Origin of the sequence: Actinacidiphila bryophytorum (assembly GCF_016916835.1) — a bacterium.
In the GTDB taxonomy this organism is placed as follows: domain Bacteria; phylum Actinomycetota; class Actinomycetes; order Streptomycetales; family Streptomycetaceae; genus Actinacidiphila; species Actinacidiphila bryophytorum.
Genome location: NZ_JAFFIX010000014.1, coordinates 81,945 through 99,734 on the forward strand (window position 1 = coordinate 81,945; position 17,790 = coordinate 99,734).

Consider the following 17,790-nt stretch of genomic DNA (forward strand, 5'->3'; position numbering starts at 1 on the left):
GGCGCCCCGACACGGTCCCACGGGACCGGGCCGGGGCGCCCGCCCGGGCGGATTCCGCGGTCCTGCGCACGCGTCGGACGCGATGCGCGCGGAGGCGAGAAGCCGATGCAGGGTGAGCTTCAGGACACCGCCGTGGTGACGGCGTGCGGCGAGATCGACATCGACACGGCGCCGGCGCTCGGTCTCGCACTGCTCGCAGCGCTGCGGACCCACCGCGAGGTCACGCTCGACCTGTCAGAGGTGACCTTCATGGACTGCGCCGGCCTGCGCGAACTCGTCAACGCCCGCAACCAGGCCGACCGCCGCGGCAGCAACCTGATCCTCCGCGGAGCCGGCGCCCCGGTGCTCCGGCTCCTCCGCCTCACCGGCCTGGACCGCCGCCTGCGCCCGGACCTTCCGCGGCGCGCGCTGTGACCACGTGACGTCCGCACCCGGCTGTCCCTCCGGCTACGGCGCTCTCTTCGGCCGCCCGCAGTCCGACCACCCCCCCTGACCCGCAGCGCCTCCAGCGCTGACCGACATCACGGAAAGGCTCCAGATGACCTGGAACCACCTCATCGCGCAGGTTCGCGACCGCGGCCGCTACGACAGCGACCAGGAAGCCGCCGACGTCCTGCGCGCTGTCCTGGCCGCGCTCGGCGGCCGGCTCGTCGGTGAGGAACGCTGCGAACTGGCGGCCGTGCTCCCCGTCGAGGCCCGTACGCACTTCGCCGCACAGATCCCCCTCACCGAGCACGCCGACGCCCCCGCCTTCGTCGCCACCGTGGCAGACGCACTCAACGCCGCCCCGGCCCAGGCCCGCTGGCACACGACCTCTGCTCTCGCCGCCCTCGCCGAGGTCGCCGGGCAGTCTCTCACGGACCGCATCCTTGCCGGACTGCCGCGCGGCTACGCACTCCTGTTCTGCCGCGCCGACCTCCAAGCCGCCGCCTGACCAGGCATCCACCAGACGCACAGCAGGGCCGCCCCGTGCTCGCCGGCACGGGGCGGCCGCCGCTGCTCAGGTCATTGCGGTGGCCTGCGTCGGGAGGTGGCGCAGGTCGTCGCCGCAGCCGATGACCGGCGCGGGGGTCGGTCAGGGCGGCACGCCGGATCCGACGCTGACGCCTTCGTCTACAGGGCGCGTACCGGCGAGACCCCGCTGTTCGTCAAGGCCGGGGGCGATCCTGCCCAAGTACCAGTACGCCCGGAGCACCGCCTGCTTCAACAGGCGGTAGCTCGAAACGGCTTCCCGCACCGCGACATGCGACCATGGGCGGTTCGCGACCGCTTGCCCCGGTTGGTGCAACCGTTGTGGGATCGCGGCACGTCCCATGTCAGGACGAGAGGGCGGGCCGGGGCCGGCCCGCGGGATCGCGGGGGGGTGTCATGGGCGGTTGGGTGCCGGGCCGGATGGTGGACTGGCTACGTGGCAGCGACCGGCCGTCGGCCGGAATCAGCACGACGGGGCAGAAACCGTGGCTGCGGACCGACTCTCGGGGAACATGCCCCGTACCGGAGGAACAGCGGACCTGGACCGAGCGGTGGCTGCACTGGTGTGCCCAGGAGTTCGGGCCCGCGGCGCCGCGCCGCGAGATCGCCCTCCCGGGCTTCGTCCCCGCAGGTTTCACCGGCACGCAGGAGGAGGCCGAGTTGCTGGTGCGGCAGGTCGGCGCGGTGATGGGCGCCGACGTCTCCCGCATCGGTGTGCTGCTGGTGGACTCGCCCGAGGAGGTCCAGGGCAGGAAGCACCAGGTCGGTGAGTACCGCCGGGTACTCGGCCGGGCGGTGATCGAACTGGACCGCCGCGTGGCGGCCCGGCCGGATTCGTTCGCGGGGCTGGTCGCGCACGAGCTGGCGCATGCCCGGCTGGTCGGCGAGGGGCGCGTCGCCGGGCTGCGCATCTCCCACGGCGAGGAGGAGCGGCTCACCGACCTGGTGACCGTCTACCTCGGCATGGGCGTCCTGTCGGCCAATGCCGCGGACGACTACGTGAAGGCGGCCGGGTACTCGGTGATGCCGGTCGGTGAGCTCACCGACCGGATGCTCACCGGCCGCAGGGACGAGCCCCTGCACCGGATGGGGTACCTGAGCCCCGTGGAGTACGGCTACGCCCTCGCCTGCTGGAGCACGATGCGTGGCGAGACCGACCCGCCGTGGACCCGGCACTTGAAGGCGAGCGTACGGGACGCCCTCCTGCGCGGACTGGAGTACCGGGCGGCGCCACGGCAAGCCGGCGCCGGTTGATGTCGTGGGCGCCGACCACGCCTACGCCACCTCTGCGGTTCAGTCGACAGCGCACTTGCGCTGCTCTGAATGGATGCCAGTGACACCAGGGGCATCGCCGAGCCGATCGAGCCGACGGACATCGAAGAGCCGATGGAGCCGATGGACAGCGCGCTGCCCACCCAAGCAGCGTGCTGATCCGATGACAACAAGTTTGCCTCGCCTATGCGGAACGGCGGGTCACCCGCATCGTCAGCGGCATACCGGGCACGCGCCCCAGGTACGCATCCGGCACGACAGGAAGGAACACGACCATGTCGGTCGTCGAGGAATCGGTCGAGGTCCAGGTACCGCTGACCACCGCTTACGACCAGTGGACGCAGTTCGAGGAGTTCCCTCGGTTCATGGACGGAGTCGAGCGCATCGAGCAGCGCACCCCCACCCTCACCCACTGGGTGACATCCGTCGGTGGGGTCACCCGCGAGTTCGACGCGGAGATCACCCAGCAGATACCGGACGAGCGGGTTGCGTGGACGACCGTGGAAGGCGATGCCCGCCAGGCAGGGGTCGTCACCTTCCACCGGCTCGACGACACGCGCACCAAGGTCATGCTGCAGCTGGAGCACGACCCGCAGGGCATCGTCGAGACCGTCGGCGACAAGCTCGGCTTCGTCCGCCGCCAGGCCCAGGGCGACCTCAAGCGATTCAAGCAGTACATCGAGGCCCGAGGCACCGAGTCCGGGGCGTGGCGCGGGCAGGTCTGACCGGGGCGTCCCGGCGACGGTCGCGGTCGAACGCAAGGGGGTGGTGCCCGCACCACACGGTGTGGGCACCACCCATCCGGCTTTCTCGGGCGGCTGCCACCAGCTGAACGGAAGCGGACTTTTCGGCTTGCTGCTCTGCCTTCCTTCCGGTGATCCGTGCGGATGCCGTGGCGCCGACTGCGCCGACCGCGGTGCCTTCGCCGCCCACGACGGCACCGACCGGTCCTCCGCCGGCATCTCCGGCATTGACCGGTGGCGGTCCTCCGATGGTCAGCGACGCGGTGGGCCGGCGGCCGCGGACGGCGAGTGGGCGCATCCCGTGGGGATGCGCCCACCGCCCGGCCCGCGCTACTTCCTCTTGAGTGTGAAGTCCGTGATGACCGCTACTCCCTTCTTGATCTTCACCGTTGCCACGGTCGGTTGGTAGCCGTCCTTGGCGACGATGACCGTCAGCGGGTTGTTGCGGGTGTCCAGCCACAGGGCGTAGGTGCCGTCGGCCGCCGTCGTCAGGGTGTACGTCGACGCCCAGCTGTCGACCTGGACGGTGGCTCCGGCCAGCGGGGCGGCGCCGCCGGTCGTCGTGACGCCGTAGACGGTGCCGTTCGTCTTGCCCCAGGTCTTGGGCGGGCTGACATGCAGGCCGACGGGGATCGCGGCCACCGGGTAGGGGGTGTCGCTGCCCGCGGTGACCTCGGCGGTGAAGTCACCGGGCTGGGTGACCTCGGGAACCGATCCGTCCAGTGTGACGGTGACCGTCGAGCTCGCGCCGGGCTGCAGCGTGAGTTCCTGCGTGCTCTCGCTCAGCCAGCTGACGTCCGCGGCGCCTTCCTGCGCGTACCCCGGGAGCAACTCCACCGAAGCCACCGGTGAGCCGGGTGCGTCGCCGCCGCCGACCTTGTAGAAGCCGGCCGCGCCGCCGCCCCGGTAGGTCGGGACGTTGGCGTTCGGCAGTGCGCTCCACGTGCCGGACTTCGGGTCGAAGGCGTACCCGCGATTGGTCAGGGCGTTCTGGCTGACGCCGCTGGAGAGCAGCAGCAGGCCGTTGGCCGAGGCGGACGACGATGCCCACTGCGGAGCGGGCAGGTCGGCCACCGGCGACCAGCTGTCGCCGGCCGGGTCGTACACGTAGGCGTGCGCGACCTCGGAGTCGCCCGAGAAGCCGCCCGCGCAGTAGAGCAGGCCGTCGATGGCCGCGCAGGACTGCCAGGAGATCGGCTCCGGGTAGGCGGCGATGGCGGACCAGCTGTTGGTGGCCGGGTCGTAGGCACTTGCGTCGGTGGTGCCGCAGGCGCTCGCGCCGCAGCCGCCGATCATGTAGAGCCTGCCGCCGAGGACCGCGGTGCCCGATCCCGCGTAGGCCTTGGGCGCCGGGGCGCCGGTGCCCCAGGTGTCGCCGGCGGGGTCGTAGACCTCCAGTTTCGGGTCCGGGTTGCCGGACGCGCCCCACCCGCCGACGGCGTAGAGCTTGCCGTCGATGAAGCCGTGTGCCGCGGCCTCCCGGGTGTCCGCCGCCGAGGCGAGCTTCGTCCAGCTGCCGGCGGTCGGGTCGAGGACGTAGAGGTCCTTGCTGTCGGCGGAGCCGGTGTAGCCGAAGGCGGAGTAGACCTTGCCGTCGTAGGTGCCGACGGCGTTGTCCATCACGGCGCTCGGGACGTCAGGAGCCGTCTGCCATGCGTCGTCCGACGGTCCCGCGGCCGGTGCCGGGCTGCTGCCGGACGGGTGCGCCTTGCTGGACAGCGGGGAGAACGTGCCCTCGACCGTCCTGAGCGGGGCGCCCTGCTCCTGGACCTGGAAGCCGCCGGAGCGCTCACTCAGCTTGATCGTGGCGGGAGCACCGCCGGTGTTCTTCACCGTGAGCTGCCGGCTGGTCTTCCCGCCCCAGCCGACGGTGGCGTCGACCGTGCCCGGGGTGACCGTGAGCTGTCCGGCCTTGAGTGCGAAGTCCGCCTCCACGGCGCTGTCGGCGCTCACCTTCACCGTTTTGGCGGTGGTGGCGTAGCGGGCCTTGGCGGCGTCGAAGGCGTGGCTGCCGAAGCCGGTGGAGAACAGGGAGTAGAAGCCGTCGCCGAGGTCGGGGTCGTCGGGAGTGGCGACGGTGGTGGCGCTCTGGTCGGGGTCGTCCTGGCCGGCGACCTTCGCGCCGACCACGCCGTCGGAGGTGTTGGCGTCGGTCACGGTGCCCACGACGAGGGCGCCGGGGACGGTGGTCAGTTCACGGTTGCCGACGAAGACGTCGTCGACGGACCACCACCAGCCGAAGTGCGAGGTGAAGTGGAACCGCACCTGCACCGCCGCCTTGCCCGCGAAGTCGGTGAGCGGCACCTCGAACCTGGCCGGTCCGTCGATGCCCGAGGCGGTGGACCAGACCTGGGTCCAGGTCGCGCCGCCGTCGGAAGTGGCGTCCACCTCGGCCGTCTGCCCGCCGATCGCGTGGTAATCGGTGTCGAAGGCCAGCTCGGGCGAGTTCTTGCCCGTGAAGTCGTAGACGGGGCTGATCAGTTGGGTGTCCTGAGTGGCGGCCCCGCCGAAGTGGTCGCTGTCGGCCACCGCGAACGCGCCTTCGCCGCCGGTCTTGTTGCCACGCGAACCCGGGTCGTCGAACTCCCAGCCGCCGGTGGTGCCTTCGGCGTTGACGACGCTCCAACCCTGCGGGGCGGCGTCGGTGGAGTCGAACGGCTCGGTCGTGCCGTTCAGCTGCTGGGTGTACCCGCGGGCGGTGCCCGCCCAGGTGTCGACGGGCACGGAGAAGCTCAGTCCGGCCGAACTGTCACCAACTGTCAGGGTCTTGGTGACGGTCTGGTAGCCGGGGTCGTTCGCCGCGACGTGCAGCGTGTAGTCGTGGCCCTGGGGCAGCGGCAGGGAGTACGAGCCCGTGGCGGGGTCGGTCCACACCGAGCCGGGGACGCCGTCCGCGGTGATCTTGGCGTAGAGCGGCCAGCCGTGTCCCGACCCGTCGGTGACCTTGCCGGAGACGGTCTGGCTCGGCACCGGGGTCAGGCTGTAGTCCCTGGTGAGGGTGGAGCCGTCGGCGACGGCCACGGCCTTGTCGGTCGTGGTGGCGTAGCCGAACGCGTCCACGGTCACGTCGTAGGTGCCGACGGGGACGGACAGGTCGTAGGTGCCCGCCGCGTCGGTGTGCGCGACGTCGGTGCCCGCGCTGACCGTGGCGCCGGAGATCGGCTTGCCCGTGGCGGAGTCGGTGACGGTGCCGGTCAGTTCACCGTGCGGGCCGCTGCGGAAGGCCGCGAGGCCGCTGGGGGTGCCCAGGCCGGTCGGGCCGTCGTAGCCGGCGCCGCCGGTGCACAGGTACGCCGGGGAGCACGAGCCGTTGGAGCCCGTGGTGATGTCGTTGATCCCCGAAGCCGCCGCGTAGGGGTAGGCGTTGGGGTACGAGCCGGCGACCGGGGTGCCGGCGTCGGCGTAGACGGCCGCGATGATCGGCGACGAGACGCTCGTGCCGCCGTAGACCGACCAGCCGCCGGCGCCGTAGGTCTGGTAGACCGCGACGCCCTCGGCCACCGCCGAGACGTCGGCGAGCGCACGGTTGGCGCAGCCGGTGTCCTTCTGGAAGGCCGGCTTGGGCTCGTAGAGGGAGCAGCCCGAGCCGGCGTCGTCCCACGCCGACTCCGTCCAGCCGCGGGCGGTGCCGGCGTCGCGGGTCAGCGTGGTGCCGCCGACGGCGGTGACGTACTGCGAGGCGGCGGGGTAGCCGACGCCGTACGCGTAGTCGCCGGTCGAGACGGTCACCGCGACGCCGGGGTGGTTGAAGTAGGCGTCGAAGGCGGTCGTCTCGGAGGGGTCCTCGCCGTTGCCGCCGCGGTAGTCGCTGCCGTAGGAGTTGGAGACGAACTTCGCGCCGAGCGCGACGGCCTCGTTCACCGACGAGCCGAGGTTCTCGAAGCTGTTGTCGTCGGCCTCGACCAGCAGGATGTGCGCGTAGGGCGCGACCGCGGAGACCATGTCCAGGTCGAGAGAGATCTCACCGGCCCAACCGGGGTCGGGGGAGGGGTAGTTGGCCCCGCCGCGCTGGTCCACCTTGCTGAAGCAGCCGTTGCCGGTGGTGCAGGCCGGCAACCCGTACTGCTGGCGGTAGATCGCGAGGTCGGCCTCGGCGTTCGGGTCGTCGAACGCGTCGACGATGGCGACGGTCTGTCCCGCGCCGCCGTCCGTCGGCAGGCTGTAGGCGCTCTGCAGGTCGTTCGCCCCCCAGCCGTTGGGCGTGACGGCGGCCGCGGTGAGGCCCTTGACCGGCTTGATGTCGGCACGGCGCAGGGCGTAGCAGGTGAACTCGTCCTTGCCGGGCGTGGTGCAGGACGGTTCCAGGAGCGGGTGTGCGTCGGTGGCTGCGGCCGGGGCCGCGGCGGCGGGCGCCGCGGCACCGGCCGGAGCCTGCACGCCCAGGACGGCCAGTGCGGTGGCACTGGCCACGGCCAGGCCGGCGAAGATCGTCCGCCGGAGAGGTGGTCTGGTTCTCGTCGAAATGCGCAACGCGTGACTCCATGCGTTCTTGCAGGGGTCGACCCGTGTACGGATCTGGGGCGACGGTGAATGCACGTGCAATCACCGGGAGTTATTAGGCGAGGCATGTTCAAGCCATGTCAACGATCACGTACCGTGATGTTACATGACCGTGTGTCAGCGGTGTGAGCTGAACTACTCGCGAACGGACGGGAGTTGGTGGGGGTTTCTGTGGGAATACGGTGTGAACCCCGTGGTGGGCCAGGCCGGTTGACGCACCGGTAAGCCCCCTGTTTCCCAGCTGTCCCTCTCGGGGCGTGAACACGTCACGGCGGCAAGCCGCCAGGGGTCCGCATTGACCGGCGGATCGTGCCGGTTGGAACTTTGTGCTGGTCAGTCTGCTTCCGCGCGTCCCAGCGCTCTGCGTACATCCCCCCGTGCCCCACCGATCAGCCGTGAGCCTCACCTGTCGTCACTTTCTGGAGTCATCTTTGCGAGCCCAACGCTCCTCCGCGGGCCGAGCGCGCATGCTGCGGCGCATAGCTGCCGCTGCCGTCCTCGCCGTCCTCGCGGTCCTGCTGCCCCAGCAGGCACTCGCCGCTCCGCCGCCGGCCACCGCCACCGGTAAGCCGACCGCCGAACCGGCCTGCGGAACGCCGAAACCCGGCCACTTCACGTGCTTCACGCTCCGCCGCACCGACCACACCGCCGCGCTCGGCGTGAAGCGCGACGCCGCCGGGGCCGCCCTGGCGCCGGACGGCTACGCGCCCGCCGACCTGCGGTCGGCCTACGACCTGCCGGCCGACGGCGGAGCCGGCGCGACGATCGCGATCGTCGATGCCTACGACAACCCGAACGCCGAGTCCGACCTCGCGATCTACCGCCGGCAGTACGGCCTTCCGGCCTGCACGACCGACAACGGCTGCTTCCGCAAGGCCGATGAGCACGGCGGCGCCGCCTATCCCGCGGCGGACGAGGGCTGGGCCGCCGAGATCTCGCTGGACCTGGACATGGTCTCGGCCATCGCGCCGCAGGCCCACATCCTGCTGGTCGAGGCCGACGCGACGACGTCCGACGACCTGGGCACCGCGGTGAACACGGCCGTGTCCCTCGGCGCGAAGTACGTCTCCAACTCCTGGGGCGCGTACTACGACAGCACCGACAACCTGGCCTACGACGAGGCGTACTTCAACCACCCCGGCGTCGCGGTGGTCTTCAGTTCCGGCGACGACGGCTACGGCGTCAGTTACCCGGCGTCATCGCCTTACGTCACGTCGGTCGGTGGCACCTCGCTGGTCCGCGACGGCAGCGCCCGCGGCTGGGGCGAATCCGTCTGGAACGGCGTGACCTACAACGCCGACGGACCGCACTGGGGCGCCACCGGCTCGGGCTGCTCGGACGTGGAACCCAAGCCGCCCTTCCAGTCCGGCGTCGACTGCGCCGGGCGCTCGGTCGCCGACGTCAGCGCGGTCGCCGACCCGGCCACCGGCGTGGCGGTCTACAACACCTTCTCCGACGGCGGCTGGAACGTCTACGGCGGCACGTCCGCGTCGGCGCCGATCATCGCCGGCGTGTACGCGCTGGCCGGCACGCCGGTCGAGGGCACCTACCCGGCCGCGTACCCGTACCAGCAGCCGGGCGCGCTCAACGACGTGACACGCGGCGACGACGCCAGCTGCTCCGACAGCGCGCTGTGCGGTTACGGCCCGGTGCCGGACTGCACACCTGCGTTCACCTGCGCCGCGCAGCCCGGCTACGACGGCCCGACCGGCCTCGGCACGCCCGACGGAGCGGCCGCCTTCAAGCCCGGCCCGCACGGCAGCGTCAGCGGCACCGTGACCGACGCGGCCACGGGGGCGGCGGTATCCGGCGCGGAGATCAGCCTCGGCGACTACCGGGCGACCGCCGACGCCCAGGGCCGCTACCGGCTCGACATCCCGGCGGGCTCCTACCCGCTGAGCATCTCGGCGTTCGGGTATGCGGACAAGGACCTGGGCCAGGTGCGCGTCGACGACGGCGCGGCGCTCACCGAGGACGCGGGCCTGGTGGCCGTGCCCTCACAGACGATCTCCGGAACGGTCAAGGACGGCGGGCAGCACGGCTGGGGCCTGTACGCCAAGCTCAGCGTGGACGGCGTGCCCGGCACGGTGTTCACCGACCCGGCCACCGGCCGCTACTCGCTGCGGGTACCGATGAACCGGACCTACACCCTGCACGCCACCTCGCTCTATCCCGGCTACCAGCCGGCCGACGCCACCGTCGCCGTGGGCGCCGGCCCCGACACCGTCGACCTCGCCCTGCCGGTCAAGGCCACGGGCACGCTCCCGCCCGGCTACCGGAAGGACTACCTCGGCGGCGGCCTGGAGTCCTTCGCCACCTCCGCGACCCCCGGCGGCTGGACGGTCAAGAACAACACCGCCGCCGGCGGCTGGCAGTTCGACGACCCGCTGAACCGGGGCAACCAGACCGGCGCCACCGGCCGCTTCGCCGAGGTCGACGACTACGCGCTGGGCTGGTCACCCGCCGACACCGAACTCATCAGCCCCGCCTACGACTTCAGCGCGCAGACCAGGCCCGAGCTGCAGTTCGAGACCGCTCTGCCCTCGCTGTACCGGCTGGGCGACCTGACCGCCGACGTCGACGCCAGCACCGACGGCGGCGCCACGTGGACCACGCTGTGGCACCACACCGACATCATCGGCGGCCCCTCGCACCAGGAGGTGTCGCTGGACGCCTACGCCGGGAAGTCCTCGGTGCGGCTGCGTTTCCACTTCACCGGCTCGCTCACCGGCATCTGGCAGATCGACGACGTGGCCGTGGGCACCCCGACCCTGGTCACCCGGCCCGGCGGGCTGGTGGTGGGCCGGGTCACCGACGCCAACACCGGTGCCGGCGTGCTCGGCGCGACGGTCAGCGGCGTCGCGGTCCCGTCCGACTCCGGCCGGAGCGTGGCCTCGCCCGGCGACCCGGCCGTCGGCGACGGCCTGTACTGGCTGTTCTCCGGCCGGACCGGCAAGCAGCAGTTCACCGCGGGCCTGCCGGGCTTCGGCTACCCGGCGGTCACCGCCAAGGCCGACGTGCGGCCCGGCGCGGTCACCTCGGCCGACTTCGCACTGCACCCCGCGCAACTCCAGTACAGCGTCTCCGCGGTGAGCGCGAACGTGGCCTGGGCGGACAGCAGGACCGTCGACGTCAAGGTGCGCAACACCGGCGGCTCGCCCGCCACCTTCTCGCTGGGCGAGCAGAACCTGGCAGGGCCGAAGTCCGGCGCGGCCGGTCCCGCGGCACGCAGGACACCCACGGCACTGACGCCCGACACCCTGCTCGACACCGCGCCGGCGGCGACCTCCTCGTCGGCCCCCGCCGCGCCGGACGACCAGGCCTGGCAGCCGCTCGCCGACCTGCCCGCCGGCTCCTTCGGCGGCGTCGCCGCCGTGGACCACGGCACGCTCTACGCAGGTCTGGGCGAGTCGCCGGGCGGTGTATGGAGCGGCTCCTTCGGTTCCTACGACGCGGCGGCGGGCGGGTGGAAGACGCTGGCCGCCCCCACGACCAAGCGCTTCGCCCCCGCCTACGGCTTCATCCGCGGCAAGCTGTACGTCACCAGCGGGCGCGACGCGGCGGGCAACCCGATCCCGGGCAGCGAGGTCTACGACCCGGCGACCGACACCTGGTCCCAGATCGCCGACGTGCCCACCGGGTACGGGGCCTCGGGCTCGGCCGTTGCCGGCGACAAGCTGTACGTCATCGGCGGCTGCGTCCAGTTCACCTGCGGCTCCAACGACGTGCAGGTCTACAACCCGGCGACCGACACCTGGTCGGCGGGTGCGCCCTACCCGGAGCCGATCTCCTTCCCGGCGTGCGGCACCGCCGACGGGGTCGTCTACTGCTCGGGAGGGGTGTACCAGCCCGACGGCCAGGCCCCGCAGGACACGGTCCACACCTACGCGCTCGACCCCTCCGGCACCTCCTGGCGCCGGGTCGCCGACGCGCCCACCGACGTGTGGGGCGCCACCGGCACCGCCGCCGGCGGCAGGCTGCTGGTGGGCGGCGGCGCGCAGGTGAGCACAGGCGCCCTCACCAACGAGGCCCGCGCCTACGACCCGGCCACCGACTCCTGGTCGGCGTTGCCGAACCTGGCCGAGCCGGTGCTCGACGCCCAGTCCGCGCCGGGCTGGTACGCGATCGGCGGGACCAACGCGTACAACGTCCCGCAGGCGTCGGTCCACAAGCTGGCCGGCTACGACCAGCCGCACGCCGACGTGCCGTGGCTCACCCCGTCGGCGACGAAGCTGACGGTCAAGGGCGGCGGCCAGGTCACGGTGCGGTTGACCCTGGACGCCGGGGCGATGACCTCGGCGGACGCGGGCACCCACCGGGCCGCCCTGGTCGTCGACAGCGACACCCCGTACGGTTCGGTCTCGCTGCCGGTCTCCATGACGGTGGTCCCGCCCGCCGGTTGGGGACTGCTGAGCGGCACGGTGACCGGCCCGCTCGCCGACGGAACGAACGCGCCGTTGGCGGGTGCGGTGGTCGAGGTCGACTCCAAGAACGGCGACGTGTCCCTCACCACGGGCCGCGACGGCAGCTACGCACTGTGGCTGCCGGCCAGGAACAACCCGCTCACGGTCATCGTGGCCGCGACCGGCTACCGCCCCGCGACCCGCACCGTGCGCGTCGTCAAGGACGGTGCGGTGACGGCAGACTTCGCCCTGCTGCGCCAGTAGCTTGCCCGGCGGCCGCACCCGCGGTGCGGCCGCCGGTGCATGTCCGCAGGACCGTCCGGCAATCGGGCCGGTCTCCGCAGGCCACGGCAGGCGGGGGCCGGCCCCGACTCAGCGGTCCGGTCCCCGCCCGTCAGCGCGGGGGGCGCCCGTCGGCGCTTCCGGAAGCCACCAGCCGCGGCTGGCGGCGAGCACCCCCGCCTGGAAACGGCTGGCGGCTCCGAGCCGGGTGAGCAGCGCCTGCACCCTGCGCTGCACCGTGCGGTGCCCGATGCCGAGCTGGCGTGCGATGGTCTCGTCCGGCATCCCCATGGCCAGCATCGAGATGATCCGCCGCTCCTCGTCGTTGACGAACTCGTCTTCGCCGACCGGCGCGATGCGTCCCGGCATGTACGGCTGCGCTTGAGCCCAGAGCGACTCGAACAGCGAGGACAAGGCATCGAGCAGCGCCGAGGGGTGGACCAGGATGCATGCGTCGAGCACCTGCGGGGTGGCCATCAGCGGGATCAGCGCCGCCTGGTCGTCGGCGATGATCAGCTTCATCGGCGCCTCCGGAACGAAACGTACCTCTTCACCTGCTGCGATGTCCTCCTCCGCCCGCTCCATCGCTCCGGGGATGTTGAGGCTGTCGCGGGCGTGGATGAACCGGCTGCGCACGCCGCGACTGGTGATCACGGACGCGGAGTTGACGCGTGCGCCGTCGCGGGCCTCGGCGTAGGGCGGCGCGTCGATGCCGCGGATCTCCCTTTCGGCGCGGTTGAACAGCTGCTGCCCACAGCGGGCGACGCCGTCACGGCCGTTGATGACCTGGATCAGCGAGGCCGAGTCGCGATCCCGGCGCGCGTCGCGGTGTCGCTCGGTCAGAAGCTCGGTCAGGGCGCGCACCCGGTGGATGTCCCGCTCCCTGGCCAGCAGGAGCACCTCGAGGGCGTGCCCGGGCGGCAGCGCCGTGTAGCACGCCGGGCTGCCGGGCAGCCGGGAGACCAGTCCACCGTCCTCCAACCGGAGCATGGCCGCGGCGACCGCCTCGGGCTCGATGCCGGTGCGGTGGGCCAACTCCTCGATGGGCAGGGGCAGGTTGTCGACGAGGACGAAATACAGCGTTTCGGTCGGCTGATCCAGACCGAGAACTTCGAGCATGGCCACCTCCGAACGAACGGTAGCCCAAGGAGACCGTTTGGTTGAAGGTGAGACCTTCGGACCCGAAGCACCACCTCCCAGGCGGGGGTCAGTGGTCGTAGGCGCCGCCATGGGCGAACCGCGATCGTGTCAGGTCTTCCGGGTGGCGGTGCGGAGGCGTCCGAAGGGGTGAAGCCCGCTTCAAGAACGTGTAAATGGCGGCCGGGGGCGTATGAGCCGAGGAGCGTGGGGCAGATGGTGGCCGGTGTGACGTCGGCGGACTGAAAGCGGTGAGGCATGCTCCTGTTTCGCAGGCGGCTACGTCAATCCCAGCAACGTCGTCGGGTACCTGAACTACGGAGGCTCGTCCAACTGGTTCCTCTGCAACTGGACCGCCGGGCGCACCTACTCCGCCGACGGCTACACCTCACGCGACTACGCCGCCCCCGTCGCCGACAACGGCATGAAAGGCTGGGCATCAGCGGCTTTCGCCGGCACTCAAAACTACTGGTACGGGCCGGCTGAATGCTTGGAAGGCTACGCCGGCTGGCCCTGAACCGCCCTGAAGCGGAGTCTTCGTGACGGCCCGCCGGCTTCTTCGGCGGACCGTGGCGGGCCGGCCGGTGGCCCGGCTGTCGTGTCGGGTGCCGGCGCCGGATTCCACGGTTCCGGCGCGGGCGCGTCGGCACCCCGTCGACGTCCACGACCACCTGCCCGTTCGCGTCGCTTCGCAGGTCGGATGCCGTTTCCGCAGCGATGCGGGGGCGGCTGAGCGCGCCGCTGCGCAGGCCGGCGAAGAGGAACGCCGCTACGCGCCGTACCGCCGCGGGGTCGAGATTGATGTCGGCGCCCGTGCCGCCGGTGTGCACACGTGTGGCTTCGACGGTGTCCTCGGCGTCCGTGGCTCCGCTGTGCGGGGTCGGGCACGGAAAACCTCGCGCCCGCGACGTCCGGTGGAAAGCAGTATCGGCGGCTCAAAGTTAGACGAGCCCTTTCCCCCTGGCAACCGGCGCTCAACGGGAGGTTGTCCGAGACGGGTCCGCGGGTCACGGGTACCAGGCGCCGCAACCGGTGCCGCGGGACGCGCGTAGATCCCGGCCGGGCGGGGCAAGGCGGGAGACGGTTGACACCCCCGCGGAGCTGTCGCTAAGAAGCCGTATGAACGTTCCGACCACGGGTGCTCCGGGCCGGTGCAGTGCTGCCCGGGCCGGCGATCGACATCGTAGGCATGCGGTGAACCGACGGGCCGTCAGCCGCAGACCGAGCGGGGCGGCCTGTCCTGCGGTCGGTGCACGGGCACCAGCCGGTTCGGCGCGAACGTAACGTCCGCGGGTACGCGTGCGCCAGGGGGAGAAGGGAGGTTGTCGACCCACCGACCGAAGGCTTTGCCCGGTTCTTGAGCGCATGCGTCCGGCCGTCCGGACGGCTGCGCTCACAAGCGCCAAGAAGGGGCCACGTGTCTTTATTACCGAACGGCGACGGCTCTTGGGATTCCCTCTCCGAGAGACCCTCACGCCGCCGTACACAGGTAGTTCCCATCAGTTCCCTGCTGCCCGCCGACTCGCCGCGCCTGGCGGGGGAGACGGCGGAGCACGCCCGCGCACTGGCGGAGTCGCAGGCGCCGCTGCCGCCCATCGTCGTCCACCGCGCCACGATGCGGGTGGTGGACGGCACGCACCGGCTGCTGGCCGCGGTCCTGCGCGGCGACGAGTACATCGAGGCCAGGCTGGTGGACGGCACGGACGAGGACATCTTCGTCCTCGCCGTCAAGCTCAACGCCGAGCACGGTCTGCCGCTGTCCCGCCAGGACCGTACGGCGGCGGCGGTCCGCATCGCTGAGAGCCATCCGCACTGGTCGGACCGCCGGATCGCCTCGGTGACGGGTCTGTCGCCGGGCGCGGTGGGAAGTCTGCGCACCCGGGCCGCCGTGGCCATGCCCCAGTTCGGGCTGCGGACAGGACTGGACGGCCGCAACCGCCCGGTGAACGGCGCCGCCGGCCGCATCGCGGCCAGCAAGGCGATCGCGGAGAGCCCGGACGCCCCGCTGCGGGAGATCGCCAGACGAGCCGGCGTCGCCCTCGCCACGGCCCGGGACGTCCGCAACCGCATGCGGCTGGGGCAGGACCCCGTGCCGCCCAAACTCCGACCTGCCGCCGGGCAGCTGGAGCAGGACGCGGCGCTGGAGCCTGCCGCGCCCGCGCCGCTCGAGCCCGCCCGACCGGAACCTGCCCGGCAGGAGGCCGCCCGACCGGAGCCGGCAGCTGCCGGCATGCTGTCCGAGAAGGTGCTGGCCCGCATGCGCCGAGACCCGAGCCTGCGCATGTCGCAGGCCGGCCGGGAACTGCTGCACCTGCTCGCCTCCCACCTGCTCACCGACGCGCAGCGGCAGGACCTGGCGGCGGGCGTTCCCGCACACCGGGCGGCCGACGTCGCCAACGCGGCGCGGCTGTGCGCCGACCGCTGGCTGCAGTTCGCCAGCGACCTCGAAGTACGGCGGGCCGAGGGCGCAGAGCGGTCGCCGGCGCGCGGTGAGGGTGACCTCGCTGTCGCCGGGGTGCTGAAGTCGCGGGTGTGACAAGGTAGCTGCGGCGGGCCGGCCGCCGTACCGCTGCGGCGGCGGTGGTCGGCCCATGCGCTATAGCGCCGCCGATACGGGCTTGCCGGTGCGGAAGCGGTTGATGGCCGGCTCGTGGTCGGCCCGCAGTTCCGGGTCGGTGACGCCCAGCCCCTCCCGCGGCGCCAGGCACAGCACGCCGACCTTGCCCTGGTGGCGGCCCTGGTGGACGGCTTCCACGGCGTCCGCGGTGCGCTCAAGCGGCACCACTGCCGACAAGGTTGGGTGCACCTGCCCCTTGGCGACCAGCCGGTTGGCCGCCCACGCCTCACGGTAGTTCGCGAAGTGCGTCCCGATGATCCGCTTGAGGTGCATCCACAGGTAGCGGTTGTCGAAGGTGTGCTCGTAGCCCGACGTGGAGGCGCAGCTCACGATCGTGCCGCCGCGGCGGGCCACGTACACGCTGGCACCGAAGGTCTCCCGCCCCGGGTGCTCGAACACGATGTCCGGGTCCTCGCCGCCGGTCAGCTCCCGTACCCGCGCCCCGAACCGCTTCCACTCCCGCTGGTCCTGGGTGTGCTCGTCCTTCCAGAACCGGTAGCCCTCCGCGGCCCGGTCGATGACCAGCGTCGCGCCCATCCGCCGGCACAGCTCCGCCTTCTGCGGGCTGGACACCACGCACACCGGGGTCGCCCCGCCGTTCAGCGCAAGTTGGGTGGCGTACGAGCCGAGACCGCCGGTGGCGCCCCAGATCAGCACGGTGTCGCCCTGCTTCATGCGGGCGCCGTTGTCCGAGACCAACTGCCGGTAGGCGGTGGAGTTCACCAGCCCGGAGGCGGCGGCCTCCTCCCACGAGAGGTGCTCCGGCTTCGGCATGAGCTGATTGGCCTTCACCAGCGCGAGTTCGGCGAGCCCGCCGAAATTGGTCTCGAATCCCCAGATCCGCTGCTCCGGGTCGAGCATCGTGTCCGCGTGGCCGTCGGGGTGGTGCAGCTCCACCGACAGGCAGTGCGCCACGACCGCCTCGCCCGGCTGCCAGCCGGCGACCCCGTCGCCGCAGCGCAGCACGACCCCGGACAGGTCCGAGCCCAGCACGTGGTAGGGCAGGTCGTGCCGGGCGGCCTGCGGTGAGGTCTTCCCGTACCGGGACAGGAAGCCGAAGGTCGGCAGCGGCTCGAAGATCGAGGACCACACCGTGTTGTAGTTGATGCCGCTGGCCATCACGGCGACCAGCACCTCGCCCGCGGCGGGCTGCGGTGTGGGGACCTCTTCCAGGTGCAGCGACCGGCGCGGGTCCTTGTCCCGGCCGGCCAGCCCGTCGAACATCGCCACCTCGTCGGAGTGCAGCGTCACCCCCCGGTAGGACTCCGGCACCGGAAGCCGCCCCAGGTCGCCCGGTGCGCCCGCGAGGATCGCCTCAAGAATCTCCTGCATATGTCCGGCTCTCTTTCCGGCCCGGTCCGCGAACAAACGGGACACGGGTAACGAGTGGTGTCGTTCACCAGGAGTAGAAAATGAAATCAGCCGCTCGGGGATGTCCGTTTCGCTGTCATCCTGCCGAATTGTGGGGGCGCGAGCGTGATTCATGCTGGCACCCGGCGACTGTGGCGTCCAGCCGTCACAGCCCGGCCACCTGTGTCAAAGGAAGTTCAACTGTCCGGTCCGGTCAGTTGAACATGCCGACCGGCTCCGGTCGGCACGGCAGCGGATGGCGGCGCCTTGACGGACCGCAGGGCGTCGGGGAAGCTGAATCGCGAATGGCGGGAAACACCAGAGGAATCGGTAAACCTCAGGTAACACCGGATCGGTATTCGCGCACCGCCCCCGTGAACGGTCGGCGGTGCGATCTCCTCGGCTGCGACAGCCGATTCCAGCAGCGAAGTTCGAGAACGATGTGCGGTAATCCACGACAGGCGTCCGGTGCCGCCGCGGTGAATTCGGTGGAAGAGCCGGGACATGTGCCTGT

9 protein-coding genes are annotated in these 17,790 nt (G+C 71.8%); 6 read left to right on the forward strand and 3 right to left on the reverse strand.

What is annotated here, in order from left to right; genetic code table 11:
* Window positions 1-105: 105 nt before the first annotated feature.
* The 4 genes from JT723_RS20925 to JT723_RS20940 all read left to right on the forward strand — a co-directional run bounded on the left by JT723_RS20925 (window position 106) and on the right by JT723_RS20940 (window position 2,969).
* Window positions 106-414, forward strand: a complete 309-nt coding sequence (locus tag JT723_RS20925) for an STAS domain-containing protein (protein WP_205046260.1) — start codon at window positions 106-108, stop codon at window positions 412-414.
* A gap of 124 nt (window positions 415-538) precedes the next feature.
* The gene (locus tag JT723_RS20930; RefSeq protein WP_205046261.1) at window positions 539-934 is read left to right on the forward strand and encodes a DUF2267 domain-containing protein; all 396 of its coding nucleotides are present in this window, start codon (window positions 539-541) and stop codon (window positions 932-934) included.
* 434 nt (window positions 935-1,368) lie between these two features.
* A complete protein-coding gene (locus JT723_RS20935; RefSeq protein WP_205046262.1) occupies window positions 1,369-2,226 on the forward strand; it encodes a hypothetical protein in 858 nt (285 codons plus the stop codon).
* 293 nt (window positions 2,227-2,519) lie between these two features.
* Complete coding sequence (locus JT723_RS20940) at window positions 2,520-2,969, forward strand: SRPBCC family protein (RefSeq protein WP_205046263.1); 450 nt, start codon at window positions 2,520-2,522, stop codon at window positions 2,967-2,969.
* Window positions 2,970-3,317: 348 nt separating this feature from the next.
* Here JT723_RS20940 and JT723_RS20945 read toward each other — a convergent pair whose 3' ends face one another.
* Window positions 3,318-7,379 (reverse strand): carboxypeptidase regulatory-like domain-containing protein, encoded by a 4,062-nt coding sequence (locus JT723_RS20945; protein WP_205046323.1) that lies wholly within the window; start codon window positions 7,377-7,379, stop codon window positions 3,318-3,320.
* Between the two features lie 575 nt (window positions 7,380-7,954).
* Between JT723_RS20945 and JT723_RS35850 the strand changes: the two genes are divergently transcribed.
* Window positions 7,955-12,154 (forward strand): carboxypeptidase regulatory-like domain-containing protein, encoded by a 4,200-nt coding sequence (locus tag JT723_RS35850; protein ID WP_205046264.1) that lies wholly within the window; start codon window positions 7,955-7,957, stop codon window positions 12,152-12,154.
* 108 nt (window positions 12,155-12,262) lie between these two features.
* Here the strand turns inward: JT723_RS35850 and JT723_RS20955 are convergent, their stop codons facing one another.
* Window positions 12,263-13,291, reverse strand: a complete 1,029-nt coding sequence (locus tag JT723_RS20955) for a helix-turn-helix transcriptional regulator (RefSeq protein ID WP_240165959.1) — start codon at window positions 13,289-13,291, stop codon at window positions 12,263-12,265.
* A gap of 1,435 nt (window positions 13,292-14,726) precedes the next feature.
* On the opposite strand from JT723_RS20955, the gene JT723_RS20960 reads away from it, so the two are divergent.
* Window positions 14,727-15,845, forward strand: a complete 1,119-nt coding sequence (locus tag JT723_RS20960; RefSeq protein ID WP_205046266.1) for a ParB/RepB/Spo0J family partition protein — start codon at window positions 14,727-14,729, stop codon at window positions 15,843-15,845.
* A gap of 60 nt (window positions 15,846-15,905) precedes the next feature.
* Here JT723_RS20960 and ccrA read toward each other — a convergent pair whose 3' ends face one another.
* Entirely contained in the window at window positions 15,906-17,258 is a 1,353-nt protein-coding gene (gene ccrA / locus JT723_RS20965; RefSeq protein ID WP_205046267.1) for a crotonyl-CoA carboxylase/reductase, read from the reverse strand.
* Between the last annotated feature and the right edge of the window lie 532 nt (window positions 17,259-17,790).